General features: G+C 63.5%; 26 protein-coding genes. 9 read left to right on the forward strand and 17 right to left on the reverse strand.

All coding sequences use genetic code 11. From position 1 onward, the window contains the following. Positions 1-16: 16 nt before the first annotated feature. Positions 17-328 (forward strand): hypothetical protein, encoded by a 312-nt coding sequence (locus tag NDO55_RS00230; RefSeq protein WP_252111273.1) that lies wholly within the window; start codon positions 17-19, stop codon positions 326-328. Here NDO55_RS00230 and NDO55_RS00235 read toward each other — a convergent pair. The 3 genes from NDO55_RS00235 to crtY are packed head-to-tail and all read right to left on the reverse strand — an operon-like array spanning position 325 to position 3,863. Then, positions 325-1,254: a phytoene/squalene synthase family protein gene (locus NDO55_RS00235; protein ID WP_252111275.1), complete on the reverse strand. Its 930-nt coding sequence runs from the start codon at positions 1,252-1,254 to the stop codon at positions 325-327. The two genes, NDO55_RS00230 and NDO55_RS00235, sit on opposite strands and share 4 nt — an antisense overlap. Beyond that, positions 1,251-2,714, reverse strand: a complete 1,464-nt coding sequence (locus tag NDO55_RS00240) for a phytoene desaturase (protein WP_252111277.1) — start codon at positions 2,712-2,714, stop codon at positions 1,251-1,253. Before NDO55_RS00240 ends, NDO55_RS00235 begins: the two co-directional genes overlap by 4 nt. Positions 2,715-2,720: 6 nt before the next feature. After that, entirely contained in the window at positions 2,721-3,863 is a 1,143-nt protein-coding gene (crtY, locus tag NDO55_RS00245; protein ID WP_252111279.1) for a lycopene beta-cyclase CrtY, read from the reverse strand. A gap of 83 nt (positions 3,864-3,946) precedes the next feature. Here crtY and NDO55_RS00250 point away from each other — a divergent pair, with 83 nt between their 5' ends. From NDO55_RS00250 to NDO55_RS00260, 3 genes are read left to right on the forward strand one after another with little or no spacing between them, the layout of a single operon-like run. Next, positions 3,947-4,744: a sterol desaturase family protein gene (locus NDO55_RS00250; RefSeq protein ID WP_252115476.1), complete on the forward strand. Its 798-nt coding sequence runs from the start codon at positions 3,947-3,949 to the stop codon at positions 4,742-4,744. Continuing rightward, on the forward strand, positions 4,647-5,129 hold the full coding sequence (locus NDO55_RS00255) for a DUF2141 domain-containing protein (protein ID WP_252111281.1): 483 nt from the start codon (positions 4,647-4,649) through the stop codon (positions 5,127-5,129). The genes NDO55_RS00250 and NDO55_RS00255 overlap by 98 nt, the downstream gene beginning before the upstream one ends. Before the next feature lie 34 nt (positions 5,130-5,163). Beyond that, positions 5,164-6,060 carry a mechanosensitive ion channel family protein gene (locus NDO55_RS00260; protein WP_252111283.1) on the forward strand — a complete coding sequence of 299 codons (897 nt, stop codon included), beginning with the start codon at positions 5,164-5,166 and terminating at the stop codon, positions 6,058-6,060. Positions 6,061-6,095: 35 nt separating this feature from the next. Here the strand turns inward: NDO55_RS00260 and NDO55_RS00265 are convergent, their stop codons facing one another. After that, positions 6,096-6,326 carry a hypothetical protein gene (locus NDO55_RS00265; protein WP_252111285.1) on the reverse strand — a complete coding sequence of 77 codons (231 nt, stop codon included), beginning with the start codon at positions 6,324-6,326 and terminating at the stop codon, positions 6,096-6,098. 74 nt (positions 6,327-6,400) lie between these two features. Between NDO55_RS00265 and NDO55_RS00270 the strand changes: the two genes are divergently transcribed. Continuing rightward, entirely contained in the window at positions 6,401-7,411 is a 1,011-nt protein-coding gene (locus tag NDO55_RS00270) for a response regulator transcription factor (RefSeq protein WP_252111287.1), read from the forward strand. Here the strand turns inward: NDO55_RS00270 and wecB are convergent. The 5 genes from wecB to hrpB form a co-directional block, all read right to left on the reverse strand. Then, the gene (gene wecB / locus NDO55_RS00275) at positions 7,380-8,501 is read right to left on the reverse strand and encodes a non-hydrolyzing UDP-N-acetylglucosamine 2-epimerase (RefSeq protein WP_341869978.1); all 1,122 of its coding nucleotides are present in this window, start codon (positions 8,499-8,501) and stop codon (positions 7,380-7,382) included. The two genes, NDO55_RS00270 and wecB, sit on opposite strands and share 32 nt — an antisense overlap. A gap of 54 nt (positions 8,502-8,555) precedes the next feature. Continuing rightward, positions 8,556-9,086, reverse strand: a complete 531-nt coding sequence (locus tag NDO55_RS00280; RefSeq protein ID WP_252111289.1) for a prephenate dehydratase domain-containing protein — start codon at positions 9,084-9,086, stop codon at positions 8,556-8,558. Beyond that, the gene (locus tag NDO55_RS00285; RefSeq protein ID WP_252111291.1) at positions 9,083-10,789 is read right to left on the reverse strand and encodes a 3-deoxy-7-phosphoheptulonate synthase; all 1,707 of its coding nucleotides are present in this window, start codon (positions 10,787-10,789) and stop codon (positions 9,083-9,085) included. The genes NDO55_RS00280 and NDO55_RS00285 overlap by 4 nt, the downstream gene beginning before the upstream one ends. Before the next feature lie 214 nt (positions 10,790-11,003). Then, entirely contained in the window at positions 11,004-11,285 is a 282-nt protein-coding gene (locus NDO55_RS00290; RefSeq protein WP_252111293.1) for an NADH dehydrogenase ubiquinone Fe-S protein 4, read from the reverse strand. A 32-nt stretch (positions 11,286-11,317) separates the two neighbouring features. Continuing rightward, the gene (hrpB, locus tag NDO55_RS00295) at positions 11,318-13,747 is read right to left on the reverse strand and encodes an ATP-dependent helicase HrpB (RefSeq protein WP_252111296.1); all 2,430 of its coding nucleotides are present in this window, start codon (positions 13,745-13,747) and stop codon (positions 11,318-11,320) included. Positions 13,748-13,917: 170 nt separating this feature from the next. Between hrpB and NDO55_RS00300 the strand changes: the two genes are divergently transcribed. Beyond that, a complete protein-coding gene (locus tag NDO55_RS00300) occupies positions 13,918-14,733 on the forward strand; it encodes a hypothetical protein (RefSeq protein WP_252111298.1) in 816 nt (271 codons plus the stop codon). Between the two features lie 70 nt (positions 14,734-14,803). Here the strand turns inward: NDO55_RS00300 and NDO55_RS00305 are convergent, their stop codons facing one another. From NDO55_RS00305 to NDO55_RS00315, 3 genes are all read right to left on the reverse strand, one after another. After that, positions 14,804-15,811: a polyprenyl synthetase family protein gene (locus NDO55_RS00305; RefSeq protein ID WP_252111300.1), complete on the reverse strand. Its 1,008-nt coding sequence runs from the start codon at positions 15,809-15,811 to the stop codon at positions 14,804-14,806. An 11-nt stretch (positions 15,812-15,822) separates the two neighbouring features. Then, positions 15,823-17,139, reverse strand: coding sequence for an ATP-binding protein (locus tag NDO55_RS00310; RefSeq protein ID WP_252115480.1), 1,317 nt, complete (start codon positions 17,137-17,139; stop codon positions 15,823-15,825). 64 nt (positions 17,140-17,203) lie between these two features. After that, complete coding sequence (locus NDO55_RS00315) at positions 17,204-17,881, reverse strand: response regulator (protein WP_252111302.1); 678 nt, start codon at positions 17,879-17,881, stop codon at positions 17,204-17,206. Between the two features lie 98 nt (positions 17,882-17,979). Here NDO55_RS00315 and NDO55_RS00320 point away from each other — a divergent pair, with 98 nt between their 5' ends. Continuing rightward, entirely contained in the window at positions 17,980-18,603 is a 624-nt protein-coding gene (locus NDO55_RS00320; RefSeq protein ID WP_252111304.1) for a TetR/AcrR family transcriptional regulator, read from the forward strand. Here the strand turns inward: NDO55_RS00320 and NDO55_RS00325 are convergent. Together NDO55_RS00325 and NDO55_RS00330 are read right to left on the reverse strand one after the other, a co-directional pair. Next, positions 18,590-19,321: a CPBP family intramembrane glutamic endopeptidase gene (locus NDO55_RS00325; protein ID WP_252111306.1), complete on the reverse strand. Its 732-nt coding sequence runs from the start codon at positions 19,319-19,321 to the stop codon at positions 18,590-18,592. The two genes, NDO55_RS00320 and NDO55_RS00325, sit on opposite strands and share 14 nt — an antisense overlap. Before the next feature lie 157 nt (positions 19,322-19,478). Beyond that, on the reverse strand, positions 19,479-19,802 hold the full coding sequence (locus NDO55_RS00330) for a PepSY domain-containing protein (RefSeq protein ID WP_252111308.1): 324 nt from the start codon (positions 19,800-19,802) through the stop codon (positions 19,479-19,481). A 127-nt stretch (positions 19,803-19,929) separates the two neighbouring features. Here NDO55_RS00330 and NDO55_RS00335 point away from each other — a divergent pair, with 127 nt between their 5' ends. Both NDO55_RS00335 and NDO55_RS00340 read left to right on the forward strand, forming a co-directional pair. Beyond that, positions 19,930-21,711 carry an ABC-F family ATP-binding cassette domain-containing protein gene (locus NDO55_RS00335; RefSeq protein WP_252111310.1) on the forward strand — a complete coding sequence of 594 codons (1,782 nt, stop codon included), beginning with the start codon at positions 19,930-19,932 and terminating at the stop codon, positions 21,709-21,711. 108 nt (positions 21,712-21,819) lie between these two features. After that, a complete protein-coding gene (locus NDO55_RS00340) occupies positions 21,820-23,142 on the forward strand; it encodes a serine hydrolase domain-containing protein (protein ID WP_252111312.1) in 1,323 nt (440 codons plus the stop codon). 21 nt (positions 23,143-23,163) lie between these two features. Here NDO55_RS00340 and NDO55_RS00345 read toward each other — a convergent pair whose 3' ends face one another. From NDO55_RS00345 to prsK, 3 genes are read right to left on the reverse strand one after another with little or no spacing between them, the layout of a single operon-like run. After that, on the reverse strand, positions 23,164-23,334 hold the full coding sequence (locus tag NDO55_RS00345) for a hypothetical protein (RefSeq protein WP_252111314.1): 171 nt from the start codon (positions 23,332-23,334) through the stop codon (positions 23,164-23,166). Between the two features lie 27 nt (positions 23,335-23,361). Next, entirely contained in the window at positions 23,362-24,735 is a 1,374-nt protein-coding gene (prsR, locus tag NDO55_RS00350; RefSeq protein ID WP_252111316.1) for a PEP-CTERM-box response regulator transcription factor, read from the reverse strand. Further along, positions 24,732-26,819: an XrtA/PEP-CTERM system histidine kinase PrsK gene (gene prsK / locus NDO55_RS00355; protein WP_252111318.1), complete on the reverse strand. Its 2,088-nt coding sequence runs from the start codon at positions 26,817-26,819 to the stop codon at positions 24,732-24,734. The genes prsR and prsK overlap by 4 nt, the downstream gene beginning before the upstream one ends. Positions 26,820-26,867: the final 48 nt, after the last annotated feature.

The raw sequence follows: 26,867 nt of genomic DNA on the forward strand, positions 1-26,867 counted from the left end.
ATGCATGCTGCAAGACATGACCGACCAGACCGATCTAGAGACCGACGAACTTTCCGATACCGACGCCGAGAACCAGCGGCTAACGATGGTCGACGAAGCGTTGGTCGCGGGCTCGATCGCCAATACGAACGGGCTGCTCGTGATCCTAGCCCGGCTGGTGGCGCGCGGCGTGTTCGACCAGGACGATCTGCAGGCCTTTTCGGACAGCTATTCCAAGCCGCTCGACCATGAAGGTATGCGCGAGAATGAATTGATCAGCCAGATGCAGGACCAGATGGAGAGCACGCTCGCGCAGCTGATGCGCTATCTCTCCGACCAGCAGGACTAGTCGAGGGCGGGGCGGGTCCAGAGCCCGTCGCGGTTAAAGTCAGCGGGACGACCCGCCGATTGCATGAGCGCGCGGCGGACCTGCCGCAATTTCTCACGCTTTCCGATTGAAATGCGCTCGTTCCAGCGGGCTTCGCCGGCTTCGCGCGCAACCTCGGCAATGCGGCCGTAAATGTTGGCGGCCGCCAGGATTGCCCAGCGTGACCGCAGCGGCAGCCGCGCCGCGCCGACACGTGCACTTTCGCGATATTGGTCCGCCATGTCGGCGAGCCGCTTGCGATAGCGCGCGACGATGGGAGCATGACCCGGATCGTCGGGATCGATTGCGGCAATGCCTTCCTCGGCGAGCCAGCTTTTGGGAATGTAGCTGCGGTCGACCCGCGCATCGTCGACAATGTCGCGCGCAATGTTTGCTAGTTGGAAAGCGAGACCGAGATCGCTGGCGCGGTCCAGCGTATCGCCGTCGTCGCGCGAGACGCCCATGACCTGCGCCATCATCACGCCGACCGCGCCCGCAACCTGATAGCAATAGGAGAGCAGGTCTTCCTCGGTCTCGGGACGCCAGCCTGCGGCGTCGCGTGCAAAGCCTGCCAAGTGATGCTCGGTCGCGGCATGGGCGATGTCGCATTCGCGCGCGACGAGGCCCAACGCGTCGAACGGCACGAGGCCGGTTTCCTCGCCCGCCAGCGCCTTGGCGGTCTGTTCCTTGACGAAGGCGAGGCGGACTTCGGGGTCCTCGGGCGTTTCGGCGTCATGGCCGAGCGTCTGGCCGTCGGTAATGTCGTCGCAGGCGCGGCACCAGCTGTAGAGCAGCCAGGAACGCTCGCGTGTCGTTTCGTCGAACAATTGGCTGGCGAAGCGAAAGCTCTTGGAGCCCTCGGAAATCATGGCGCTCGCCGCGGCGACGAGGGCAGCGCGATCGCTCATCCCAGCATCAGCTCCGCGGTTGCTTCGGCCGAGCCGACGACGCCGGGAATGCCCGCGCCCGGATGGGTTCCCGCGCCGACGAAATAGAGGTTGGACAACTTGTCGTCGCGATTGTGGGTGCGGAAATAGGCCGACTGGGTGAGGACCGGCTCAAGGCTGAAGGCGCTGCCCAAGTGCGCGAACAGGTCGGTCTGGAAATCCTTGGGCGTATAGTGGAACTGCGTCCGGATCCGCTTGCGGATGTCGGGGATCAGCCGCTCTTCGAGCGTGTCGTAGACCACCTCGGCATATTCCGCCCCGAACTTGTCCCAATCGACGTCCGCCTTGCCCATGTGCGGCACCGGCGCGAGCGCGTAGAAGGTCGAGCAGCCCTCGGGCGCCATCGACGGGTCGGTCTTGGTCGGGTGGTGCAGGTAGAGCGACGGATCGGTCGCCAGGTTGCCCTTGTTGTAAATGTCCTTGAGCAGGCCTTTGTAGCGCGGCCCGAACATGATCATGTGATGCGGCACATCGGGGCAGGTGCCCTCGAGGCCGAAATGCAGCACGAAGAGCGAAGGGCTGAAGCGCTTCTTCGCCATCTTTTTGTGCATCTTGGGCCCGCGTGGGTGGTCGATAAGGCCGTAGGTCGCGACGACGTCGCCATTCGACGCGATGGCATCGGCAGTGCCGGTCCAGCCGCTGGCGGTGGTGACGCCGGTGACCTTGTCGCCCGCCGTCTCGATCTTGGTCACCGCATCGCCGAGCCGGATCGTCCCACCCAGTCGCTCGAACAGGGCAACCATGCCGGCGATCAGGCGATTGGTGCCGCCCATGGCGAACCAGACGCCGCCATCGCGCTCCAGCTTGTGGATCAGCGCATAGACCGAGGAACAGGTCATCGGATTGCCGCCAACCAGCAAGGTGTGGAAGCTCAGCGCCTGGCGAAGGTGCGGCTCCTTCACATATTGCGCCACAATAGAGTAGACGCTGCGCCAGGCCTGGTATTTGGCGAGGCTCGGCGCAGCCTTGAGCATATCGCCAAGGCTCAGGAATGCCTTGGTGCCGAGCTTTTCATAGCCTTCGTGGAAGACGCCCGCGCTATAATCGAGAAACTTCTTGTAGCCCTCGACATCGTCGGGGTTGAGCTTGTTGATCTGCGTGAACAGGCGCTGGTCGTCATTGGTGTAGTCGAACCGTACGCCATCGGGCCAATCGAGCGCGTAGAAGGGATCGACCGGCACCAGGTCGACATCGTCGGACAGCTTCTGGTTCGACAGTTTCCACAGGGCCTTGAGGCAATCGGGATCGGTGATGACCGTCGGGCCGCCGTCGAAGACATGCCCGTCACGCTCCCAATAATAAGCGCGGCCGCCGGGCTTGTCCCGTGCTTCCACGATGGTAGTCTGGATGCCTGCCGATTGCAGCCGGATGGCAAGCGCGAGCCCCCCGAAACCCGAGCCGATGACGATTGCAGTTTTCAAGGGAAATTACTCCATGATCGCCTTGATGGCGCGGCTGATGCGAACGGGCGGGACGCCCGCAAGCGTGCGGAATTTGTCTCGAAAGGTGGACTTGCCCGCATAGAAGCGCTCAATCAACCCAGCAGGAAGGCTGTAGAAGCGCTGCATCACACGCCAGCGCTGCGGCGGATCGGCAGCATTGAACAGCATGCGCGTCAGCATCCGCTCGAACCCGGTATCCTTCCAATGGTCGGTAGCCCGCTTGCGGGTCGCCTTGGCGAGCGCCTCGCCATCCATCGGCATTTCCGCTGCGAGCCAGGTCGCGAAGCTCGCCGCATGGGGTAGCGAATAGCTGGTCAGGTAATGGAAGAAGCCGCCTCGCACTCCGGCACGCGCAACCGGCGAGTCCTTAGGCCAAAGTTTCTCCCATTCGCCGTCCATCACGACGGGCAGGACGCCGTCTTCCTCGTGGAGGACGCGGTGGTTGGCCCAGCCTTGTTCGGCAGCATAAGCGCCGATGCGCTGCGCCAGCATGCGGCGGTCGAGTTGCGGCTCGAGCTGGTAATAGGTGTCCTCGACGAAGACGCGGTTCTCGTCGAAGGGCAGGCAATAGACGAAGCGATAACCATCGGCCTGGTCGACGGTGGCGTCCATGATGATCGGGTGGCTGAGGCCGTGGCCGCCCTCGACTTCGAGCATCTGGCCGACGAATTTCTGGAAGCCGCAGCGTAGCGCCTCGGGACGGCAATTGATGCCCCGGGCATCGAGCGTGGCGCCCGCCTGCATCTTGGTGCCATCCGACAGCTTGATGTGAGTGGGGCCGATTTCGCAGACATCGGCATGCATGATCCGATCGCCGAGCTTTTTCCGCAGCTCCTCATCGAAGCGATCTGAGGTGATCGAATTGTAGCGCTGGTCGAAGACGCGTCGATATTTCGGGAAGCGCACCGAATTGCACTCCCAGCTCTGGACGACCATCGGCCGCACCAGCGCCAGTTCCTCTTCGCCAAGATCGCTGTCGAAGAAGGACCAGACATGATTGCCGCCAAGGCTGCCGTCGCGCTCGACCAGCCGGACATCGAGATCGGGATGCGCACGCACGACGGCGAGCGCCGCAAGGCCGCCTGCCAGCCCGCCGCCGACGATGATCAGATCGGGTCGCTCCCCCATAAGCCGCACCATCGGCTCGCCACGCCGCTTCGTCAATCAAGACTTCATTGTCTGCTGCTAGGGGTCATGGCATGAGTTCGACCATGGTTACCGCCATCATCCTGTCCGCAATCGCGATGAGCATCATCGTGGCGCTGCGCTATTTCGCGACCAGCGGCCTGTTCGCGGCGTGGACGGCGAAGCGTTTTCCTGGGCGCATGGCCGAGCAGGGCCGCCAAGTTCGCATGGAGATCTTCTATTCGCTATTGAGCGCTGCCATTTACGGCATTCCTGCGGGAATCATCGCCTGGGGCTGGGACACGCAGGGCTGGACCCTCGTCTACACTGACGCGGACGCCTATCCGCTGTGGTGGATGCCGGTGAGCCTGTTCCTTTACCTCTTCCTCCACGATACCTGGTTCTACTGGACCCACCGCGCGATGCACTGGCCGCCTTTGTTCAAAAAGATGCATGCGGTCCACCATGCCAGTCGCCCGCCGACGGCCTGGGCCGCGATGAGCTTCCACCCCTGGGAATCGCTCACCGGCGCCATCGTTATCCCGGTGCTGGTCTTCGTCATCCCGATCCATATCGGCGTGCTGTTCGCCGTGCTCTTCATCATGACGTTGATGGGGGTCACCAATCATATGGGTTGGGAATTGTTTCCCAAATGGCTGGTTCATGGGCGGTTAGGTCGCCACCTGATAACTGCCAGCCATCACGAGCTTCACCATCAGAAATATCGGTGCAATTATGGACTTTACTTCCGTTTCTGGGACCGGGTCTGCGGGACGGACCGCGGGCTTGGCGAATTTCAAACGCCCCGTCGGCCTCGCCGCGATCGCGCTGTCGCTGACGGCAGCGGCCCCGGCATCGTCGGTCTCGCCCGCGAGCGTAGCTAGCAGCGCGGCCTCGGCCAGCCTGACGGTCGAGGTCTACAATGTGCGCAACGACAAGGGCGAGATCCGCATCTGCATGACGCAGGACGTCGAGAATTTCCTCGACTGCCGCGACGATCCGGGTGCGGTGAAGGTGCAGGTTCCGGCCTTTCGCGACGAAGGCGTCATCGAGGTTCCGGAATTGACCGCGGGGACGTGGGTGGCGCTGCTGCTTCATGACGAAAATGCCAATGGCAAGATGTCGAAAGCGCTTGGCATTCCCAAGGAAGGTTTCGGCTTTTCGGGCAATCCGGCGATCCGCATGGGGCCGCCGCGCGCCGAGGATGTGCGCTTCGACCTGCCCGCCGGTCATTCGACCCAGCGCGTGAAGATGAAATATATCCTCTAGCCGCGCGCGGAAAATCCCGCTTTAGTGCCGCTCTATGGCACAACAGCAAGCCGAACAGATTGCCGAGGGCGCCGTCGACACGACGGTGCGCCTGTTCGAGGATCTCGACCAGATCGCGATTGCGGTTGGCAGCTATCGGCTGAGCCTGCTCGATATCCTGACGATCCTCGTCACCGTCATCATTCTGTTCGTGGTGGCGCGCATGGCGCTGTGGGGGATCAAAAGGCTCATCCGCCGCGCCAAGAGGTTCGATCCTGCGCAAAGCCTGCTGGCGGAAAAACTCGCGACTATCGCGGTCATCGCGGTCGCCTTCTTCATCGGTATCGATCTGGTCGGCTTCGACCTCTCGACTTTGGCCGTCTTCTCGGGCGCGCTGGGCCTCGCGGTCGGTTTCGGGCTCCAGAAGACATTCGGTAACCTCATCGCCGGCATCATCCTGCTGATGGACCGCTCGGTAAAGCCGGGCGATGTCATCGTCGTTGGCGACACGTTCGGGGCGATCAGCAAGATCGGCACCCGCGCCGTCAGCGTCATTACGCGCGACGGCAAGGAGCATCTCATCCCGAACGAGCTCCTGATGACCGAGCCGGTCGAGAACTGGTCCTATTCCTCGCGCAACGTGCGCGTGCAGATCCCGGTGGGGGTGAGCTATTCGAGCGACCTTGAACTGGTCGAACAGATATTGATCGAATGCACGACCGCTTGCGACCGCGTGCTCAAGAGCCCGAAGCCCAATGTCTGGCTCAAGGAATTTGGCGACAATAGCGTCAATTTCGAGATTCAGGCCTGGATCATGGACCCCGAAAGCGGTGTCGGGAATGTCCGTTCGGCGGTGCTCAAAGCAATCTGGTGGCGCTTCAAGGAAGAGAATATCGAAATCCCCTTCCCGCAGCGCGACGTCTACATCAAGACGATGCCCGACAAGGGCTGACCGACGAACAGGTGATCAGCCCTTTCGGAGATTCTCTAGAGCGAGACCTGCACACCGACCGAGATGCTGTGCATCCGATAGGTATCATCCTCTTCGCGACCGAAGAAGTTGGTGAAGGCGGCGTCGGGCGCGTTGAAGAAGCGATAACGCGCAACGCCCTGCCGGCCGGCAGCAGGATTGCGCTCGCCATCGCGATCAGAAGATGAGCCTTTTTCATCGTCAATTTCCCCTGTGATGAAGCCATCTGCGCCATTGCATTTGGCCATCTGCATTGTGGAAATTGGCGGTTTCGCGGAAAATAGGGCATATGCCCTAGATTAAGTTTGAGGGGGAAATTGCGATGGAATTGTCCAGCGCAGAAGTAGAGCAAGTCGCCGAAATCCAACGCCGATTGCTCGAATTGCCGCGCGATCGTTCGATGGGTGCGATCCGCGAAATTCTCGAGCGCATTGCCGAATTTGTCGGGGCCAAAGGAGGCTGGTCGGGCAACTGGTTCGATGGCCAGCTGGTTTTCGTGCCGCTCAATATCGGACCACAGATCGAGCAGCAGATTCTCGACAATTATCTGGGCATCGACGAGGAGGGCTTCTTCCTCATGAAAGACCCGGATTATGAAGCGACTAACCGGATGCGGCGCGAGATGGGTAGCAATGTCGCGCCCGACTGGGAGGTCTATCCGGACTCGGTACGCAGCGAAGACTGGTTCACGTCCATTTTCGTGCCAGCCGGGGCGGAATGGGTGATCGGCATGACCGCGCGCCTGCCGGTCGGCGAAGCGATCATGGTCTTCACCTATGCAAGCAAGGACGATCCCAATTATCGCAACGAGCGGACGGTCGCGAAATTCAAGCTCATCCACCCGGCCTTCGTGGCTGCCTTCGAGCGCCTGTACGAGATGAGTTTCGACCGGGACACGTTCCTCGGGCTGATCGACATCTTTCCCTATCCCGCGATCCTGAAGGCCAATGACGGCGAGATTTGTGCGACCAGCCCTGGTGCCAAGGGCACGGATTGGGAGGGCATGGTGTCGAAGGACGAACCGCGCGTATTCGTCCTGCAAGGCCCGAACCTGCCGGATTTGCGCGGGACACAGCTCGCCATCGACTTGTCCGACAGCGATGCGGATCTCAATCATCTAGGGCGCAAGGCGGGCCTGTCCGAGCGGCAGAGCGAGGTCGCCGAGCAGATCGCCATGGGTCATTCCGACAAGGAAATTGCGCGCACGCTCGGCATCAGTCCCAATACGGCGCGGCGGCATTGCGAGGCGGTGCTGGACCGGCTGCGGGTCAATTCGCGCAGCGGCGTCTTGATGGCCTTGCTTAGCGGACGGAGCCCGCGGCGGCTGGCCTGACACTCGATCGTGCAAAATGGTCGGCGATGATGCGGGCGATGCGTTGTCCGGCTTTGCCATCGCCATAGGGTTCGGCTTTTGCGCGCATGGCGGCTAGCCGGGCAGGGCTGGCAAAGAGCTGCTCCACTTCTTCGATGATCCGGTCGGTATCGGTGCCGATCAGGCGCAGCTGGCCCGTCTCGATCCCCTCCGGGCGCTCGGTTCGCTGGCGGAGGATGAAAAGCGGCGTACCGAGATAGGGGGCTTCTTCCTGCATGCCGCCGGAATCCGAGAGGATGAGGTCGGCATCACGCATTGCGCGCAACATTTCGGCATGCCGCAATGCGCGGTGGAGGACGATATTGTCATGATCGCCCAAGGCCTTGGTCCATTTGCAGCGGATGGCGGGATTGGGATGCATCACCACATCGATCCGGTATGTCCCGAGCATGGCCAATCGTGACAAGGCTGCCATGACCTGGTCCAGCGGCCGGCCCCAATTTTCGCGGCGGTGGCACGTAACCAGTAGGTGGAGCGCCTTGTCCTGTGATTGTTGGACCGGGGCTAGTTGCGCGATGCGGCGCTTGAGCATGTCCACGCCGCTATTGCCGGTGACATGGACCGAGCCCTTCACGCCTTGTGTGCGAAGGTTGGTGGCGGCTTCCTCGGTCGGGGCAAAGAGCAATTGCGCGTGCCGGTCGATGGCGACACGGAAATCTTCCTCGGGCCATGGGTGATGGCGATCGAAACTGCGCAGGCCAGCCTCGACATGTGCCAGAGGCAGGCTGAATTTGCGTGCGGCGATGGCGCCGCCGAACGCGCTTGCCGTATCACCCTGGCAGATCACGAGCGCCGGCGGCGGTGTCATGTGCCGTTCGAAGGCCGCGGCGATCCGACCGGCATGGTCGAAGGGGTCGGTCTCGGCGACGCATCTCAGATCGATGCGGGGAATTGGCGGGAAGTCGAAGTCGATCAGCTGCAGGCCCGGATGCTGCCCGGTGCAGATTGCGCGAAGCGAGCATCCTCGCTGGGCCAGCGCCTGGGCGACGGAGGCGAGCTTGATCGCCTCGGGACGTGTCCCGATGACGAGATCGATAATGGGATGTTGCAGGAGGCCCCCTAGCTCGGCCTGCCCGTTATGGCTTCGTAACGAGCGTTGCGCAAGCTAGCGCGCGAACAGTGCGAAGAGCGTCTCGTTGTCGCTGCTGTCGGCGATATCCTCGTGGATGATGGCAAGACCGTAATGGGCAGCAGCGCCCGCCGAGCAGATGGCGGCCATGGCCGGATGATGAGCGGCGCGTACCAATTGGGCGGCCTTCGAGGTGCTGTCGACCGGCACGCTGGTCCAGCCATGCTGGGTAATGAAGGCGCTGCACTGGCCGAGCGCGGCCTGGTGGCTGAGCACATGGGCAATGTCGCCGATCTCGCCACAGCCCGCCAAGACATGGGCAATGGGAATGGCGGCCTCGTCGAGCTTGCGCAGGCCGCGTGTCGTCCAGCGTTCGGCATCGGGTACGTCGCCGATCAGGCTGTTGCGCAGCGGGATGACGGCAAAGTCAGCCGCACCTTTTTCGAACGCCTCCTGCATCGCCTCGAAACTGGCGATCGGACGAGGGCGCATCGTCGGGGCGAGCCGTTTGGCGGCAATCGCTGAATAGCTCGTCTCGTCGCCGAGATGGAGGACGGTCTCGTTCATTCGGCGAGGCTTGCCATGAGGTCGATGCAGCGGCGCGTTTGGTCGAGGTTGAGGCGCGGATCACAGAGGCTCGTATAGCCGACCAGGCCCGGGCGGCCCGAGGGGGTCTCGACACATTCGTCGACCTGCTCGGGCGTCGTCTCGAGATGGAGCCCGTCGAGGCGCATGCTGGTGGCGCGCAGGATCTCGGCGCAATCCTGGATCTCGGCGAGCATGTCGCTCATCGCGCGGGTCTTTAGCCCGCCCGACTTGCGCGTATTGCCGTGCATCGGATCGCACAGCCACAACACCGGATGCCCGCTGCGACAAACCGCATCGGCGATCCGCGGCAAGGTCTTCATGACGTTGCGCGCGCCCATGCGGCAAACGAGCATGATCCGGCCCGCTTCATGATCGGGGTCGAGCATGTCGAGCAAGCGGACGAGGCGTTCTGGCTCCATGTCCGCGCCGACCTTGATGCCGATCGCATTGCCGATGCCTGCGAGATAAGCGGCGTGCGCCTCGTCCGGGTTACCGGTACGGGCACCGAGCCAGAGGCTGTGCGCGCTGGTCGCCATGCGGCCTTCGGACGTGTCGCGGGTGAGCGCGCATTCATAGTCGAGGTGCAGCGCTTCGTGGCTGAGATGCACTTCGGGATATTGGGCGGACTGTTGCGACACGCGCAGGGCCTGCTGGTGGCCGGCGACCAGGCGATCGGGATCGGGCCGGCGAGCAGTCTTGTTCGAGCCGATGCCATTGACGAGATCGCCGCGATAGACGGGCAGGGCCTCGCCATCGACATATTCGACCGGGCAGCTGCGTGGCTTGGCCCATTGTCCGCCAAGGCGGGCGAGCGCGACGACCCGTTGTCCCGTGGTTGCGGCGAGACGCTCGCGCATGAGGTCGATGGCGCCGAGGCGGGCCTCGATGGCCTTTTCGTCAAGGTCGATCGGCTCGGCGCAGTCGCCCATTTGGATGATGAGGCCGCCATTCTGGCGCAAATCGGCAAGCGAACGGCGCAGGGTGGCGCTGTCGCGGGGTGCGACGACATCGTCGGCCTTGGCGAGCGCCTTCAAGTTGGCTTTGAGGCGCGGCTGGTCGGCCATGCCATAGGTCGCCTGCTGACGCCGTGCCCGCTTACGCCAGTCGGCCTGCTGCTGGTCGGGCGAGGGGGCGAGCGGGGCCAAGGCGACGGCTGCCGCCACGTCGGCATCGTCGAGGTCCAGCTGCGCCACGAGGTCGAGGCCCGCAGGCAATTCGAGGTCGGTATAGAGCGGCATGAGCAGGACGGCTTCCTGCTCGGCCGCAAGGCCGATCGCATGGGCCGCGCTATGCGCCCAGACGATCGTCGCGCGCGGACCGAAGCGGCGGCGGGCCAATTCGGTGAGGGCAACGCGTTGCGGTTCCTCGGCCCAGAGGATGAGGTCGTGTGCCTTCTGACGATGCGTCGACAACGCGAAGATGGTGCGCCACAGCGCTTCGATCTCGTTGCTGTCGAGGCCGATGCGGCGCTCGGACAGGCGATCGAGCAACGCCGTTTCGCGGTCGGGGCACAGCGCGAGCTTGCCCTCGATCTGCTTTTCCTGCCCGATCATGTCGGTCAGCGCGAAGCGGCGCTCGAGCAAGGAGAGGAGTTCGGTGTCGATCGCGTCGATCTTCTCGCGAAGATGCACGATGGCAGGGTCGGTGCCGTTGGCACGCAATTGTCGGAGAGAGTGGATCATCTTGGCCTCGTCCGCGCCGACCGCGGGAGGCCAAGCGCTTAGTTCAGTTTCGTGGAATCAGCTTTGGTCCGGCACACCAGGGTGTACCGGCCGCTAAATTCAAAACCGAACGAGCGATTGATCATGCTCGAAACAAAACAGAAGCGACCCGCAGAAGCGAGTCCTAAATGTGCGACTGCAACAATCGGGGAGAAAGCTGTGGCTTTCGGGCCACTTACTTGAAGTTGTCGGCGTAGGCCTGGATCTTGAGCCGGTGCGGCGCGGCCTTCACGACATGGTAGCCGATGCCGTTTTCGTCGCAGTAACGCTGCGCATCCTCGAGGGTCGGGAAGGTCATGCGGATCTGCGTATCCGTGTCGCCCGAGCCGGCCCAACCCGTCAGCGGGTCGGCGACCATCTTTTCCTCGCGTTCGAACATGAGCAGCCAGCGCCCGGCCTGGGCCTTGCCCGACTGGGTGGTCTTGCGAACTTCCTCGATGATGCGCGCGGTGGTCATGCCGGGCGAAATGACGCGAAGCGGCGCGTCGGTCAAGAGCCCAATGCGCGCTTGGTCTTGAGGCTGGGCTTCTCGTTGGCCGGATCGTCGGGCCAGCGATGCTTGGGATAGCGCCCACGCATCTCCTTGGCGACGTCGGCCCAGCTGCCGGACCAGAAGGCGGGAAGGTCGGTGGTGGTCTGGATCGGGCGGCCCGCAGGGCTGGTGAGTTCGAGCACGAGCGGCGTGGTCCCTACCATGGGGTGGTCGGACAGGCCGAACAAAGCCTGGACGCGGACTTGAACCGCAGGCCCGGCGGGCGCGTCATAGTCGATGTCGTGACTGGTGCCTGCGGGGCTTTGGAATTTGCGCGGCGCGATGCGCTCGACCGCTTGCTGCTGGGTATAGTCCATCAGGCCCGCCACCGCATGATGGAGGTCGGACTTGTTGAGGTCGCCGAACTTCCGGCTGCCGCCGAGCAAGGGGGCGAGCCACTCCTCGCGCCGCTCGATCAAGGCGGCGTCGGACAAATCCGGAAGGTCCGGGTCACGGCTGCGGGCATAGCCGGTGCGCTGGCGAAGGTGACGGGTGGCTTCTCCGAAGGGGACGGGCTCGAGGCCATGTTTGGCGATTCCGTCGAGCAGCGCTTGCGCCACCGCGTCCGGATCGGGGTCGGGGTCGGACGCACTGGTGAGCCGGATACTGCCGAGCTTGCGGCCGAGCTTGGCGCGGACGGCGCCCTTGGCCGCATCATAGTCCAGTTCGGCAAAGCGTTCGATGCGTTTTGCCATGAGGCGCTCGACTGCTTCCGCTTCGATGGGGGCTGCGGACAGGATGCGCGCGCCGGCTGCCGCGCCGGCCACTTCCGCGACCGCGAGCCATTCGCTGCGGGCGAGCGGGCTGGCGGGGTCGAGCGTGAAGCCGCGACCGCCGACCGATTGCCAGCGCTCTCCCGATGCATCGCGGCGGCGCGACAGGCGGGCGGGGAAGGCGAGGGCGATGGCCTCAGGGATGCGGGCGGCGTTCGGACGGTCCCTCGCATCGACGCGTTTCATCCAGCCCTTGGCGAGACCCATCGCTTTCTTGGCGCGCGGGCCGTGATCGCCGAGAAAGCGCCGCGCGCGCGCCTCCAAATCATCGCTGCGGCCACCAAGTCCGCGCTCACCGAGGAGCAGCGCCGCAATCGCGGCCGTGGCGCCAAAGCCTGCGTCGCTTGCTGCGATCAACATGTGCGCGAGGCGGGGCTCCAAGGGCAATTTCGCCATGGCGCGGCCATGCTCGGTGAGCGCGTCAGCCGCATCGGTCGCTCCAAGCTCTTCAAGAAGGTTGCGCGCAGCCTCGAGCGCTGCGGCGGGTGGCTGGGTCGGCATGGGCAGCCGCGTGGGATCGGCCTCGCCCCAGAGTAGGCTGGACAGGAGCAGGGGCGCTAGGTCAGCATCGACGATTTCGGGCGGGTCGTGCGCGGGGAGCGATGCGGTGGCCGCCTCCTCCCATAAGCGGATGGCCACGCCTGGCCCTTGGCGCCCGGCGCGCCCGGCGCGCTGTGTGACGGCGGCGCGGCTGGCGCGTTCGGTGACCAGCCGCGTGAGGCCGGCACCGACATCATGGCGCGGGCGGCGGGCAAGGCCGCTGTCGACGACGATGCGCACATCGTTCACGGTGACGCTGGTTTCCGCGATCGCGCTGGACAGGATCAACTTGCGTTTGCCCTCGGGTGGAGGGGAGAGCGCAGCGCGCTGCGCCGACGGATCGACCTGACCATGCAGGCGATGGAGGATCACATTGTCGGGCAGCTTGCCCAAAGCGTCGGCGGTCCGTTCGATCTCGCGCACACCAGGCAGGAAAGCGAGCAACGAGCCGTCATGCTCGGCCAATGCGGCGCGTATAGCCGAGGCCATTTGCGGCTCGACATGGGCATTCGCATCGCGCCCGACATAGTGGACATCGAGCAGATAGGACTTGCCCTCGCTTTCGATTAGCGGCGCGTCGCCAAGCAAGGGCTTGAAGGCGTCGACATCAAGCGTCGCCGACATGAGCAGGAGGCGCAGGTCTTCGCGCAGCGCCGCCTGGCTTTCCAAAGCGAAGGCCAAAGCGAGATCGTTGTCGAGGCTGCGCTCATGCACCTCGTCGAACAGCACGGCGCTGACGCCGTCGAGCGATGGATCGGCCTGGATGCGGGCGAGGAAAATGCCGTGCGTCATGACGGTCACGCGCTTGCCGGGCTTGCTGTCGAGACGGGTGGCATAGCCGATTGTCTCGCCGGTTCGCTCGCCACGCTCACGCGCCATGAAGTCGCCCGCAGCCCGCGCCGCCAGTCGCCGGGGCACGAGCACCAAAATCTCGCCGTCGCACCAGCCGCGATCGATCATCGCGGGCGCGACGCGCGTTGTTTTGCCCGCGCCCGGCGGCGCCACCAGCAACGCGCGGGACTGGCGGTCCAGCGCGTCGAGCAATTGGGAAAGGACGTCGTCGATCGGCAGCATCGTGACTGTGGTCTTGGCATGAAATGGCGCAAAACCGCCAGCATCTATGCAGGGGCAATCGGAGATGTTAACCCAAGTTGACTCCCAGTGACCTGCGACTCGCAGCGATGAAGTCGGTTTTTGGACGCGCCGCCCGGCGTATTCGAGGCAGCCGAACTAGGGGGAATATCTTGAAAAAACTCGTTCTCATCACGGGCGCAGCAGCGCTCGCACTGTCGGCTTGCAATAGTCGCGCAGACGAAGAAGCGGCCGCCGGTGCAGAAGCCGCAGCCGCCACCATTGCTGGCGACTGGGTCGTCAATCTCGACACCGCATCGGCGGAAAATGCCGTCGAAAGCTATCTGCTGGTCGATGGCCAATATACCTGCGAAAGCTGCAATCCACCCTTCAGCTATGCGGCCGATGGCGAAGTCCATGAAGTCGACCGGCCCGGCCTCGATGCCGTCATGATGGAAGTCGTGGACGATAATAGCGTGCGCACGATGGGCATGTTCGAAGGCGAGGAAACCGGCAATTCGGTCTGGACCGTCTCTGAAGACGGATCGAGCATGTCGATCGCCTGGAACAACCTGCGCGGCGAAGAGGCGATCAGTGGTACGACCAACTATAATCGTGTCGGCGACGCGCCCGATGGCGCCCACGCCATTTCCGGCGGCTGGGAGCTTGCCGGTTGGGGTGACATCGATGATGCGGGGCTCAGCTTCTCCATCTCGATCGATGGCGACCAATATTCCTCGCGCGGCAATGGCGAGGGATGGACCGCAACGGTCGGCGGCGATGCCGTCGTCATTCCCGATAATGATGCGGGCGATTCGGTGCGCGTCGAAGCGACCGACAATGGCTATCGCGAGACCTATATTTCGAGCGATGGCGAAGTGGTCGGCGTGACCGAATTGTCGCTCGATGCCGACGGCAATCTGGTCGGCGTCAACACCGATCCAAGGGACGATAGCGTGGTGCGCTGGACGGCAAGCCGCGCGTCGTAGCGTCTGTTCAGACGTTCCTTGCGGAAAGGGTCGGCGACGAGCAACCGCCGGCCCTTTCTTTATGGGCTGGCTAGTAAGCGCGCGCGACCGCGAATTCGGCCGCCTCGATCATGGCGCGGTGCGCCTTGGTGTCGGGGAAGATGCTGAGCGCATCGATGGCGCGGCGGGCATAGCTGCGCGCACTTTCCATCGTGTCATCGAGCGCTGCCGTATCGCGCATCAGGCGAATGGCGTGGGCGAGATCCTCGTCCGAAACGCGTTCGCCCTGCATCGCCGCTTTCCAGAAGGCGCGGTCTTCCTCATTCCCGCGGGCATGGGCGAGAATGACGGGCAGCGTCATCTTCCCGTCGCGGAAATCATCGCCCAATCCCTTGCCCATCGTCTCTTCGTCCGAGGCATAGTCGATGGCATCGTCGATGAGCTGGAAGGCAATGCCGAGATTGCGACCGTAGGATTCGAGCGCTTCTTCGGCTTCCTCGCCGGCTTCGGCGACGATCGGGCTGACCTGGCAGGCCGCGGCAAAGAGCGCGGCGGTCTTGGCACCGATGATGCGCAGATATTCTTCTTCGCTGGTCTCGATGCGGCGCTGGGCGGTCAGCTGGTCGACTTCACCCTCGGCGATCACCGCGCTGGCGTGGCTCAGCACCTTGAGGACCTTGAGGCTGCCATCCTCGACCATCAGTTCGAAGGCACGGCTGAACAGGAAATCGCCGACGAGGACGGTTGCCGGATTGCCCCAGATGAGGTTGGCGGCGCGCTTGCCGCGGCGCATCTCGCTGCCATCGACGACATCGTCGTGGAGCAGGGTGGCGGTGTGGATGAACTCGACCGCAGCGGCCAGCTTGTGGTGCCGCGTGCCGGGATAATCGAGCAGGCTCGCGCCGGCGAGCGTCAGCATCGGGCGAAGGCGTTTGCCGCCACCGGCGATGAGATGCCCCGCCAGTTCCGGGATCATCGCGACCTTGGACTGCATGCGATCGAGGATGATCGCGTTGACCGAATTCATCTCGTCCGCGACGAGATTCATCATCGGCTGAAGCGAGGGTTCGGCGCGTCGCGTAATCGGCGTGATGCTCATGGTCGGACCCCCTAGACGTTATCGAGCGCGGCGGGAAGGGAGAGGCGCACCATCAGGCCGCCCAGATCCTCGCTTTCGCCCAGGCTCACCGAGCCGCGATAGATTTGCGCGACATCGCGCACGATGGCGAGGCCGAGCCCGGTGCCGGGCTTGCCGGTGTCGAGGCGCGCGCCGCGGTCGAAAATGGCCTGGCGCTCGCTCTCGGGAATGCCGGTGCCGTCATCCTCGACGATGATATCGACCATCTCCTCGCCTTGTTCGATCGTCACGAAGACACGGCCGCCGCCATATTTGGCAGCATTCTCGACGACGTTGCCTAGCAATTCGTCGAGGTCCTGACGTTCGACGCGAACATTGGCGGACTTGTCGCCGGTCACATCGACGGTCACGCCTTCGTGGAGCCGGGTAATCGCGCGCTCGATGGTCGACAGGCTTTCGGCGACGTTGGCGCGCGCCTGCGCACTGGCGCGGCGTCCGATGGCGCGGGCGCGGGCGAGATGATGGTCGACCTGCCGACGCATCACGGTCGCCTCGCGGCAGACAATGTCGTCGAGATTTGAATCTCGCGCGGTCGCGGCATTGGTGATGACGGTCAGCGGCGTCTTGAGCGCATGGGCGAGATTGCCGGCATGACGCCGCGCTTCCTCGGCCTGCGCCTCGCTATGTGCGAGCAGTTCGTTGATCTCATCGACCAATGGCGTGATTTCACGCGGGAAGTCCTCGTCGATCCGCTCCTGCGCGGCGGTACGGATGGCGACGACTTCCTGCCGGACCCTGCGCAATGGCCAGAGGCCGTAGACCGTCTGGATCGCGGCCATGATGAGGAGGCCGATGCCGAGGACGGCGAAACTCTGCACCAGCGTGGTGCGCAATTCGGCAATCTGACTGTCCAGGTCCTCGCGGCTCTCGGCGACCTGGTAGCGCCAGACAACCTCGCTGTCGGGCAGGATGATGTCGCGTTCGACGAGGCGCAGTGGCTCGCCTTCAAATTCGAAGCTGTTGCGGAAATGGACGTCGAGATCGTCATGCTGGACGCCGGGGTCGAGACGACGGTCCCACAGCGAACGTGACGGGAAGGCGATCTGGCCGTCGCCCGAAATCTGGAAATAGCGGCCCGAATAGATTTCCAGGAATCGCTGGTCGGCGGGCGGGCGGATGAAGCGGACTTCACCCTCCGGCCCGATCTCCGAAGAGGCGATCATGGCGTTGAGGACATTCTCCAACTGCTCGTCGAAATTCTGGACGACGGTGTTGGTGAGAATGCGATCGAGCGCATAGCCGCCCGCCAGCAGCAGCACCGCGATCCAGAGCGCGGCGATGCCGATCATGCGGCGGGTCAGCGATTCGCGCCGATTGGCCTGTTCGACCTTGTCCGCGGCGAGCGAAGGGGCCTCAGTCGCCGACACGTTCCTCCGGATCCTCGAGGCTGTAGCCAAGGCCACGAATGGTCGTGATCGTCTCGGCACCGAGTTTCTTGCGGATGCGGGTCACGAACACTTCGATCGTGTTCGAATCGCGGTCGAAGTCCTGATCGTAAATATGTTCGATCAGCTCGGTCCGGCTCACCACCTTGCCCTTATGGTGCATGAGGTAGGAGAGGAGCTTGTATTCCTGCGCGGTGAGCTTCACCGGCTCGCCATCGCGCGTGACCTTGCCCGAACGCGTGTCGAGGCGGATCTCGCCGGCCTCGAGCACCGAACTGGCATGACCGGCACTGCGACGGATGAGGGCGCGCAGGCGAGCAATCAGTTCTTCGGTCTGGAACGGCTTGGCGAGATAGTCGTCGGCACCGGCATCGAGACCGGCCACCTTGTCCGACCAGCTGTCGCGGGCGGTGAGCACGAGGACCGGCATGTCGCGGTCCTGCTTGCGCCATTTGTTGAGAATGGTGAGGCCGTCCATTTCAGGCAGGCCAAGGTCGAGCACGACGGCATCGTAGCTCTCGGTTTCGCCGAGGAAGTGGCCGTCCACCCCGTCGGTTGCCAGGTCGACGGCGTAGCCCGCACCCTCAAGGGTGGATCGGAGCTGGCGCCCCAGGCTGGGTTCGTCCTCGACGATCAGAATGCGCATATATTCCTCGATTTTCCGCGGTCGTTTCACTGACACAACCGCTCATGGCATGAACGGTTGCTTGACGCCAAGGCTTGTTCGCGCACTAAGTCGCGACCATGCGAGCAAAGCCGGCCCTGCAGAAGCGATCCAAGGAAACGCGCGACAAGATCGTCGCCGCGCTCGACCGGCTGCTCAAGGACCAGTCGTTCGACTCGATCAGCGTTGCGGAGCTGGCCAATGAGGCCGGTGTGTCGGTCGGTGCGGTCTATCGCCGCTTCGAGAATAAGGAAGCGCTGATCCCGGTCGTGCTCGATCTCTATCGCGAGAAGATCGGCTCCAATTTCTCGTTCGAGCCGGATACGAGCGCGGGGCTGCGCGCGACCATGCGCGATTTGATGCGCGAGAGCTGGCGCGCCTTGGTCGAGCATGGCCATTTGCTGCGCGCGGTGCATCTCTATTCGCACCAGCATCCCGAATTGATCGGCAAGGAATGGGAGCCGGTGATCGAAAGTTCGCGGGCCGGTGTCGCCACCCTGATCGACCTGTTCCCCGATGAAGTGCAGGTCGAGGATCGCGAGGCAGCGATCGAGGCGCTCGCTTATTTCCTCAGCACGTCATTGATCGAGGGCGGGCTCTATCCCGATGTCGGCCCTCCATTCGCCAAGCCGCTCCAGGGGGAAGGGCTTGCCGAACAGATGGCCGATTTTGCGACGGGCTACCTCACGCTTAAGCGGGATTAGCGGCCAACGCGGCGCGCTCGCGCGTCGTATTCCACAGCATGACGCCAGCGGCCATGTCGACTGCGATGTGCAGGATGATGCCCGGCATGATGCTGTCAGATAGGACGAACATCAGGGTGAGGATCGTGCTGATCGGGACAATGGACAGCATGCCGCGCGCGCCCTGATAGGCATGGGCGAGGATGAAGATGGCGAGGCCGATGACGCCGGCTGCCCAGATCGGCATGACGAGGGCGAGGCTGCCGATGAGCAGGCCACGAAACAGGATTTCCTCGGTAATACCGGCGGTGACCGCGACGGCCTGGAAGCGGTTTGCCTGCCGTGCGTCGGCGGGATCGAGCAGTTCCAGCGCGCCACCGCGCATCAATTGCGCGGCAATGGCATCGCGCATCTCCTGCGACACGCGCACGCCGCGTGCGAGGTAAAAATTGTAGGACGCGCCGCCCAGCGCCGCGCCCCATGCAATGCCGGCACCCAGGCCTTCGCCGAGGCTGAAACCGATGGCTGCAAGATCGCGCCCGCTCGCCAACCATACGGCGATGCCCAGCAAGGCCGCCGGCCAGATCGTGACGAGGAAATCACGATAAATGCGCATGCGATAATCGGGGCCTTGCTCGCGCAGTCGTCGCAAGTGCACCCGCTCGCGCCAAGTGCCCAACGTGAGCATCGCGACCGAAAAGGCGAGCATAAAATAGAGGGGGAAGAGATCAGCGAACATGGGTCAGCTCCGTTGAAAATGCGATTAATTATTCGCATTCCAGCATGATCATGTCAACATTTGCGAACTTTCATTCGCATAAGTGCTCGGCGCATACGAAAACGGCGCCCGTGAAAGGCGCCGTGGCGGGCGATCGGTTTAGGATCGGATCGCGGTACTAGCGTCCCGACGATCCGACGATGCGGCCCGTTCGAGGGTCGACGTCGACCCACACGAGACGACCGTCGCGCACGAACTTGAAGCGATACAAATCGCCGCGCAATTCAACGTTGAGATACTTATAACCAGGCATACGCGGAATGACGCGCTGCTTGAGTTCGGGAAGCGGCATCGCTTCGCCATTGCGGGCGCTGTTGTAGGCGCGATCCTGGTCGCGGTCCTGCACTTCTTGCGGGTACAGGTCGACGCTCGACGCTGCCGCAGGGCTCGCCGTCATCAGGGCCGCACCGATGGCGGCTAGAAGGGTTTTCTCGATACGCATGACTGTGTCTCTCTTATGAGGCCCCTGATAGGCATGGCGCATTGAATAGCCCATGAATGAGCGAGCATAGCGCGGTTCAGGAAGAATGGTGACGTAGCCGTCGCGAATAGCTAGGGGCTGTGACAATATGGCACCACCGATACTCAGCCTCGAAGACGTCCGCCTCCACCATGGCGATGGCATCCTGTTCCAGGACCTGACGCTCCATGTCGGCCCCAGGGACCGGCTCGCGCTGATCGGGCGCAACGGGGCTGGCAAGACCACCTTGTTCCGCACGATCATGGGCGATGTCGAGCTGGATGCAGGCTCGCGCACGGTCATGCCGGGAATCAATATCGTCTGGCTCGAACAGGATCCCGATATGTCGGGTCACGAGACCCTGCTCGACTGGGCGGTTGGCGGCGAGAAAGCGCCGCCCCAGCATGCCATCGAGGCGATCGCCGACCAGATGGGGATCGACCTCGATCGCGAGGCCAAGACGGCGAGTGGCGGCGAGCGTCGCCGCGCCGCGCTGAGCCGCGCGCTGGCGAGTGAGCCGGATCTGCTGTTGCTCGACGAGCCGACCAACCATCTCGATCTTGGCGCGATCGAGTGGCTCGAGGATTGGCTGGGACGCTATTCGGGCGCCTTCATCGTCATCAGCCACGACCGCGCCTTTTTGAAGCGCCTGACGACCAGCTGCATCTGGCTTGACCGCCGGACGCTGCGCCGTGCCGAGATTGGCTATGGCGGGTTCGACAAATGGACCGAGGAGGTTCTGGAGGAAGACCGCCGCCGCCTCGAGAAACTGGACGAGAAACTGCGGCAGGAGACCGAGTGGCTGCACAAGGGCGTGACCGCCCGGCGCAAACGCAACCAGGGTCGCCTGCGCGCCTTGTTCGAGCTGCGCGCGCAGCGGGCAGCGATGATTGGGATGCAAGGCACCTCGGCGCTGGGCCTCGCCAAGGATGACGTAAAGACCAAGACCGCGATCGATGCCGACCGGGTTACCAAATCCTATGGCGATCGGACCATCATCAAGGACTTCACGCTGCGCATTCAGCGCGGAGACCGGATCGGGATTGTCGGCGCCAATGGGGCGGGCAAGACGACCTTGCTCAGGATGCTGACCGGCGAACTGGAGCCCGACGAGGGCAAGGTGACGCTGGCCAAGACCTTGTCCGGCATCGTTGTCGACCAGCAGCGCAAGCTGCTCGACCCGAAGAAAAAGGTGCGCGACATCCTCGCCGAAGGCGGCGACTGGATCGAGGTTCGTGGCAACAAGAAGCATATCAAGGGCTATCTGAAGGAATTCCTCTTCGACCCCGGCCTGTCGGAAGCCCTGATCGGGACGCTGTCGGGCGGCGAGCGGCACCGCCTGCTGCTGGCGCGCGAATTTGCCCGGGAATCCAACTTGCTCGTGCTCGACGAGCCGACCAACGATCTCGACATGGAGACGCTGGACCTCCTCCAAGAAGTCATCGCCGACTATCAGGGCACCGTCCTGCTGGTGAGCCACGATCGCGACTTTCTCGACCGCACGGTCACCGTGACATTGGGCCTCGACGGGTCGGGCGAGGTGGATATCGTAGCTGGCGGCTACGAGGACTGGTCGCGCAAGCGTAAAGATCGACGTACCGCGTCAAAGAAAGCCAAGCCCGAGGCTGCCAAACAGGAAGCGCCGAGCACCAAGCCGACCAAATTATCCTACAAGGACCAGCGCGACTTCGACCGATTGCCCGGCGAGATCGAACGGCTGGAGAAGGAAATGAGCGAGGCCGAGACTGCGCTTGCCGACCCCGATCTGTTCACCAACGACCCCGACCGCTTCGCTGCACTGACGCAGGCCCTCGAGGACAAGCGCGCAGAGAAGGAAGCGGCCGAGGAACGCTGGCTTGAAGTCGCGGAGAAGGCCGAGGGACTCGGCTAGCAAATCGGGTCATTCGCCGTGCAAGGCGTGTCGTTGGTCGAGGCTGGATGGCGAAGCGACGAATATCTCTTCACCGAACGATTACAAACGTAATCGGAGCTGCCGACCATGATATCCACGATCCTCGCCGCCTCGCTGGCGCTGACCCCGCAACCTGGCATTGATGACCGCCTCAAATCGCTCGCGCAGAGCTATGGCGTAGATGGTTTCGCCGCCACGCTCGTCCCTGCGGAAGGCGAGCCAATGCTCGTTACCTATGGCACCGATCAGGAAGGGAAGCCTTTTACAGCGGATACAGTTTGTGGGCTCTTCTCGGCAAGCAAGGCGCTGAGCAGCATCGCTTTCATCAAGCTGCACGAGGCGGGCGTGATCGATCTCGACGCCACCCTTTCGAGCTATGATGCGAACTTGCCCCAAGCCTGGCACGACATACCCTTCTATACGCTTCTCAATCATTCAAGCGGGCTGCCGATGGTGGTCAATCGCGAGGAATTTGCGGCGCTCAGTGAGGATTCCGAGGCGCGCAACGCGGACGTTGTAGACCTTATCCGCGACGCGCCGCTCGATTATCCGACGGGAAGCGCCTCACGCTATCGCCAGAGCGGCTATGCGCTCGCCGAGATGCTGATCACCGCAAAGCTGGGTGAGGACTGGAACAGCATCATGGAGCGGCTAGTCTATGATCCGGCCGATCTCACCGTCACCGGACACAATTGGGGCGCGAACGAGTCCTTCCTCATCCAATCGGCTGGTGGCACGCGGACCAGTGCGCGCGACATGGCGAGGTTGTTGACGGCGCTGCGTGACGGAGCGCTTGGCGACCTGTCGGAATGGGACGCGATGGCGCACGATCCCGAACATGTCATCGACGGCTACAGCATCGGCCTCATTCTCGAAGGAGAGGGTGAAGCGCGCAGCATCGGTCATCAGGGTGGGGGGCGTTCGAACTTTCGTTATGCCCCCGCAGTGGGTGCCGGCGCGATGATCTGTACCGACGATCGTACCAACAATGCCTTTCATCAGGACTTGGGCCCGGTGATGATGGACTATCTGCTTGCCGGAAACTTGCCCGAACCCACGCTCAAGGTCGCCTTGCTCGACGCGCTCTCCAATGCCGGCCTCGAGGATGTCGATCGCGCGCTTCGCTCGGCGCTCGAAAGCGACCTGTACGACGCCGATCAGGCCAAGCGCCTGCTCAACCAGCTTGGATACGGGTTGCTGAGGGAGGGTCGTATAGATGCCGCCATACTCCTGTTTGCGCGCAACATCGAACGCAACCCGGACGACGCGGGGCTGTGGGACAGCGTTGGCGACGGGCTGCGGGCGCAGGGCGACAGCGACGGCGCGTTGCAGGCCTACGGAAAAGCCGTAATGCTCGATCCTAGCCTCAAGGAGACACGCGCCAAGATCGAAGAATTGGAAGCCAGCTAGGCCCGGCTCGCTCGGCCTCGCCTACTGACGCAGCAGCGCCGAGACCTCATCGAGGTTGCCATCGACCTGGATGGATTCGCCGCCGACCAGTCCGATCTTCACCTGGTTGTTCTCATGGGTGCGCAAATAGGTGATGTTCGCGGTTGCAACGAGATATTTGCCCCCGCGCGAGGGTAGGGGAATGAACTTCATTGCAAGTCTCCGTCAACTACAGGGTGATTACGCACTCATCTTGTACTGCTTGATCAGGTCGTAGAGGGTCGGGCGGCTGATCCCCAGGAGCTTGGCCGCGCCGGAGATGTTGTTTTCGGTGCGGGTGAGCGCCTGCTTGATCGCACGGCGGTCGGCGATTTCGCGGGCGGCGCGCAGGTTGATGGGCGAGGCCTCGCCCTCGCTGTCCACGCCCGCTTGCAAGTCGAGATCACCCGCGCTCACCAATTTGGCGTCCGACATGATGACCGCGCGCTTCACGCGGTTTTCCAGCTCGCGGACATTGCCGGGCCAGGGATATTCGTCGATCGCCTCGACCGCATCGGGTGCGAGTCCGGTGAGGTTGCGGCCCAGTTCCTTGGCATATTTGCTGACGAAATAGCGGGCCAAGAGGACGGCATCGCCGGTGCGCTGGCTCAGGGGCGGGATCGGGACGACGATCTCGGCGAGGCGGTAGTAGAGGTCCTCGCGGAAGCTGCCTTCGGCGCACATGGCGTCGAGATCACGGTGCGTGGCGCAGACGATGCGCGTGTCGACGTCGATCGCCTTGCGACCGCCAATGCGTTCGATGACGCGTTCCTGGAGGAAACGAAGCAACTTGACCTGGAGCGGCAACGGAATGTCGCCGACCTCGTCGAGGAATAGCGTACCGCCCTGCGCCATCTCGATCTTGCCGGGGGTCGTTTTCACCGCGCCGGTAAAGGCGCCGCGCTCATAACCGAACAGTTCGGCCTCGAGCAGGTTTTCGGGGATGGCGGCGCAATTGAGCGCGACGAATTCGCCATCCTTTCGCGGGCTCTGGTCGTGTACCGCGCGGGCGAGCAATTCCTTGCCGGTCCCGCTGGCGCCGAGCAACATCACCGATACATCTGCCGAGGCGACGCGTTCGATGGTGTGGGCGACCTTGAGCATTTCGGGGCTGGCCGAAACGATCGAACCCAGCACGGTCTTGCTCTCGCCCGCTTCGTTTTCGAGACGGCGGTTTTCGGCCTCTATTTCATGCAACTGGAAGGCGCGCTTCACGATATGTCCGAGCTCGTCGATGTCGACCGGCTTACGGTAGAAATCATAGGCGCCGAGGGCGACAGCCTTGAGCGCGCTTTCGCGGGCGCCATGGCCCGAGGCGACGATGATCTTGGTGTCGGGCTTGAGCGCCTGGATCTCCGCGAGCGTGGCGAACCCTTCGGTCGTGCCGTCGGGATCGGGTGGCAGGCCGAGGTCGAGTGTCACGACGGCGGGCTCGTGCAAGCGCAGCAATTCGATCGCCTGCTTGCGGTCGGTCGCGGCGACGACCTGATAATCCTCGTAGGCCCATTTCAACTGGCGCTGCAGGCCCTCATCGTCCTCGACGACGAGCAGGATAGGGAGGTCGGACTTGCTCATGCACTCTTCCTCATTGTTGGCGCGTCGGCCGGTGCAAGGTGGATGGTGAATGTGGTGCCTTCGCCTGGTGTCGACCGGACATCGAGACGCCCGCCCATGCCGATGACGAGTGCACGCGCCTCGAAAGCGCCGATGCCGAAGCCGCCATCCTTGGTGCTGGCAAAGGGCTCGAACAGGCGCGAACGGACGAATTCGGGGTCCATTCCGATGCCGTTGTCGGCGATGGTGATGGCGACATTGTCGGCGTTGCCATCGACCCGGACGAGGACGGGCGCGTCCTTGGGGCTGGCGTCGATAGCGTTCTGGACGAGGTGGCTGACGGCTTGTTCCAGCCCGGGCGCATCGGCCACGGCCCACAGGCCCGTCTCGCCCATCAGCGTGACATCGTGCTGGCTACGCTTGGCTGCGATGGCAAAGGAGAGGATGTCGTCGAGCGCGATCGGGACGGCCTTCTTGTCCTTGCGCTCCGATTGCGGGGCGAGGCGGGCGAGCAGGTCGTTCATCTTTTCGACCGAGCTTTTCAGTGTCGCGACCATGTCGGCGCGGAAATCGGCATTGTCGGCATGGCGCTCGGCATTGCGCGACAGGAGCGACAATTGGCTCACGAGATTCTTTATGTCGTGCATGATGAAGGCGAAGCGGCGGTTGAATTCCTCGAATCGCTGCGCCTTGGCGAGCGCGTCCTGGCTGACGGCTTCGGCCAATGCGCTGGCGGCCTGGCGGCCTGCCGTGCGCAAAAGGTCGAAATCTTCCCAATCGAGAGCACGCATGAAATCGGGCTGGGCGAGGATGACGATGCCGGCGAGCTGGCGGTCGTGGACCAGCGGAATGCCGACCCAGCCATGTTCGTTGCGCAGCAGCCAGTGCGGCGGGCCCGCATCCATGTCGCGCGTGTCGCTCCAGCCTTCGCGAAGGCCGGTCAGTTCAAGGATGCGGCTATCCTCGACGACATGGGTCCAGAAGACTTCTTCGCGGGCATCGTCGAATAGGCGGGCAGGGGGCGTGAAGGGCTCGCCCGGCCATTCCCACTCGCCGGCGATCTTGAGCCCGTCATGCTCGTCGCGCACCAGGAGGCAGCCGCCCGGCGCATCGAGCATTTCGGCAAAGGCGCGCACGATGCGGCGGCCCAGCGGGTCCTTGCTGCTGCCGTCGCCGCCGATCGTGTCGGTGAAGCGCAGCCACTCGGTGCGATAATCGTAGCGATGTTCGAAGAAATGCTTGGCGATCTTCACCTTGGCCCAACTGCGTGCCCGCGGGCTCGGCATGATGACCATCGCACCGACGACGAGGATGGAAAGCAGGGTAACGGCGATGCCGCCGGCCCAATCGTCGCCGCTGCCGCGCAGGATCGTGGCGAGGACGGCCATGACCGCGAAATAGGCACAAATGCCGAGCAGGGAGAGCGACTGGAAGGTGGCGGCGCGCGAAAGCTTGATGCGCCATCCCTCGTCGGTGCGCGCGCCGAGGGCAAAAAGCGGGGCGAGCAGGGCAACCGCCGCGCCGCGCCAGGCGAGCATGACATCGCCGGCATCGGCCGACAGATAGGCGATGGTGTAGGTGTTGAGATCGATGAACCACAGGCCGGCCAGCGCCAGCATCGCGAAGCGGATCGCCGTGCGGCTACCGGGTGCGGCCTGCCCGTAAATATTGTGGACGAGGATCAGGCCGCCCGCTGCGGCAAGGATACGCAGGAGCAAGGCGGTGGCGATTAGCGCCTGCTGCTGGGCGGGCTCGGGATCGATCATCGTATGGGTGAGCGAGACGACGATTGAAAGGCCTAGCACGGCAGCGACGGCGCCATAGACGAGCTTCAGGCCCTTCTGGCGCCGCTCGGGATCGGCATTCATGGCGAGCTGGTGTAGCAGGCCGACCCAGACGAGATTGCGGGTCGTCTCGGCGAGATAAGTGAGCAGCGTGTCGGTGGCCATCGCCTCGAGCCAGGCCCAGAGGCTGGTGAGCGCCATGGCAGCGACCAATGTGCGCTGACCCTGCGAGCGCGGACCGCTGAACAGCTGCCACAGCACGAGCAGCGCGAACAGCGACGCTGCCACGATATGGCTCCAAAACTGTGCCGCTTCGTTCATGTCCACACCTGCCAAATCGGTGTAAGCATCACCGACAGGTCCGGAGTG

Origin of the sequence: Sphingomicrobium sediminis, from assembly GCF_023805295.1 — a bacterium.
In the GTDB taxonomy this organism is placed as follows: domain Bacteria; phylum Pseudomonadota; class Alphaproteobacteria; order Sphingomonadales; family Sphingomonadaceae; genus Sphingomicrobium; species Sphingomicrobium sediminis.

Bases quoted from the DNA above. Each gene is read 5' to 3' on its own strand.
- NDO55_RS00250 (WP_252115476.1), top strand. From the start codon at position 3,947: ATGGTTACCGCCATCATCCTGTCCGCAATCGCGATGAGCATCATCGTG.
- NDO55_RS00235 (WP_252111275.1), bottom strand. From the start codon at position 1,254: ATGAGCGATCGCGCTGCCCTCGTCGCCGCGGCGAGCGCCATGATTTCC.
- NDO55_RS00325 (WP_252111306.1), bottom strand. From the start codon at position 19,321: ATGTTCGCTGATCTCTTCCCCCTCTATTTTATGCTCGCCTTTTCGGTC.
- NDO55_RS00270 (WP_252111287.1), top strand. From the start codon at position 6,401: ATGGAATTGTCCAGCGCAGAAGTAGAGCAAGTCGCCGAAATCCAACGC.
- NDO55_RS00320 (WP_252111304.1), top strand. From the start codon at position 17,980: ATGCGAGCAAAGCCGGCCCTGCAGAAGCGATCCAAGGAAACGCGCGAC.
- crtY (WP_252111279.1), bottom strand. From the start codon at position 3,863: ATGGGGGAGCGACCCGATCTGATCATCGTCGGCGGCGGGCTGGCAGGC.
- NDO55_RS00230 (WP_252111273.1), top strand. From the start codon at position 17: ATGACCGACCAGACCGATCTAGAGACCGACGAACTTTCCGATACCGAC.
- prsK (WP_252111318.1), bottom strand. From the start codon at position 26,819: ATGAACGAAGCGGCACAGTTTTGGAGCCATATCGTGGCAGCGTCGCTG.
- NDO55_RS00310 (WP_252115480.1), bottom strand. From the start codon at position 17,139: ATGATCGGCATCGCCGCGCTCTGGATCGCGGTGCTGCTGCTGGCGGGC.
- NDO55_RS00285 (WP_252111291.1), bottom strand. From the start codon at position 10,789: ATGATCCACTCTCTCCGACAATTGCGTGCCAACGGCACCGACCCTGCC.
- hrpB (WP_252111296.1), bottom strand. From the start codon at position 13,747: ATGCTGCCGATCGACGACGTCCTTTCCCAATTGCTCGACGCGCTGGAC.
- NDO55_RS00330 (WP_252111308.1), bottom strand. From the start codon at position 19,802: ATGCGTATCGAGAAAACCCTTCTAGCCGCCATCGGTGCGGCCCTGATG.
- NDO55_RS00340 (WP_252111312.1), top strand. From the start codon at position 21,820: ATGATATCCACGATCCTCGCCGCCTCGCTGGCGCTGACCCCGCAACCT.
- NDO55_RS00280 (WP_252111289.1), bottom strand. From the start codon at position 9,086: ATGAACGAGACCGTCCTCCATCTCGGCGACGAGACGAGCTATTCAGCG.
- NDO55_RS00305 (WP_252111300.1), bottom strand. From the start codon at position 15,811: ATGAGCATCACGCCGATTACGCGACGCGCCGAACCCTCGCTTCAGCCG.
- NDO55_RS00335 (WP_252111310.1), top strand. From the start codon at position 19,930: ATGGCACCACCGATACTCAGCCTCGAAGACGTCCGCCTCCACCATGGC.
- NDO55_RS00345 (WP_252111314.1), bottom strand. From the start codon at position 23,334: ATGAAGTTCATTCCCCTACCCTCGCGCGGGGGCAAATATCTCGTTGCA.
- prsR (WP_252111316.1), bottom strand. From the start codon at position 24,735: ATGAGCAAGTCCGACCTCCCTATCCTGCTCGTCGTCGAGGACGATGAG.
- NDO55_RS00265 (WP_252111285.1), bottom strand. From the start codon at position 6,326: ATGGCCAAATGCAATGGCGCAGATGGCTTCATCACAGGGGAAATTGAC.
- NDO55_RS00260 (WP_252111283.1), top strand. From the start codon at position 5,164: ATGGCACAACAGCAAGCCGAACAGATTGCCGAGGGCGCCGTCGACACG.
- NDO55_RS00315 (WP_252111302.1), bottom strand. From the start codon at position 17,881: ATGCGCATTCTGATCGTCGAGGACGAACCCAGCCTGGGGCGCCAGCTC.
- NDO55_RS00290 (WP_252111293.1), bottom strand. From the start codon at position 11,285: ATGACCACCGCGCGCATCATCGAGGAAGTTCGCAAGACCACCCAGTCG.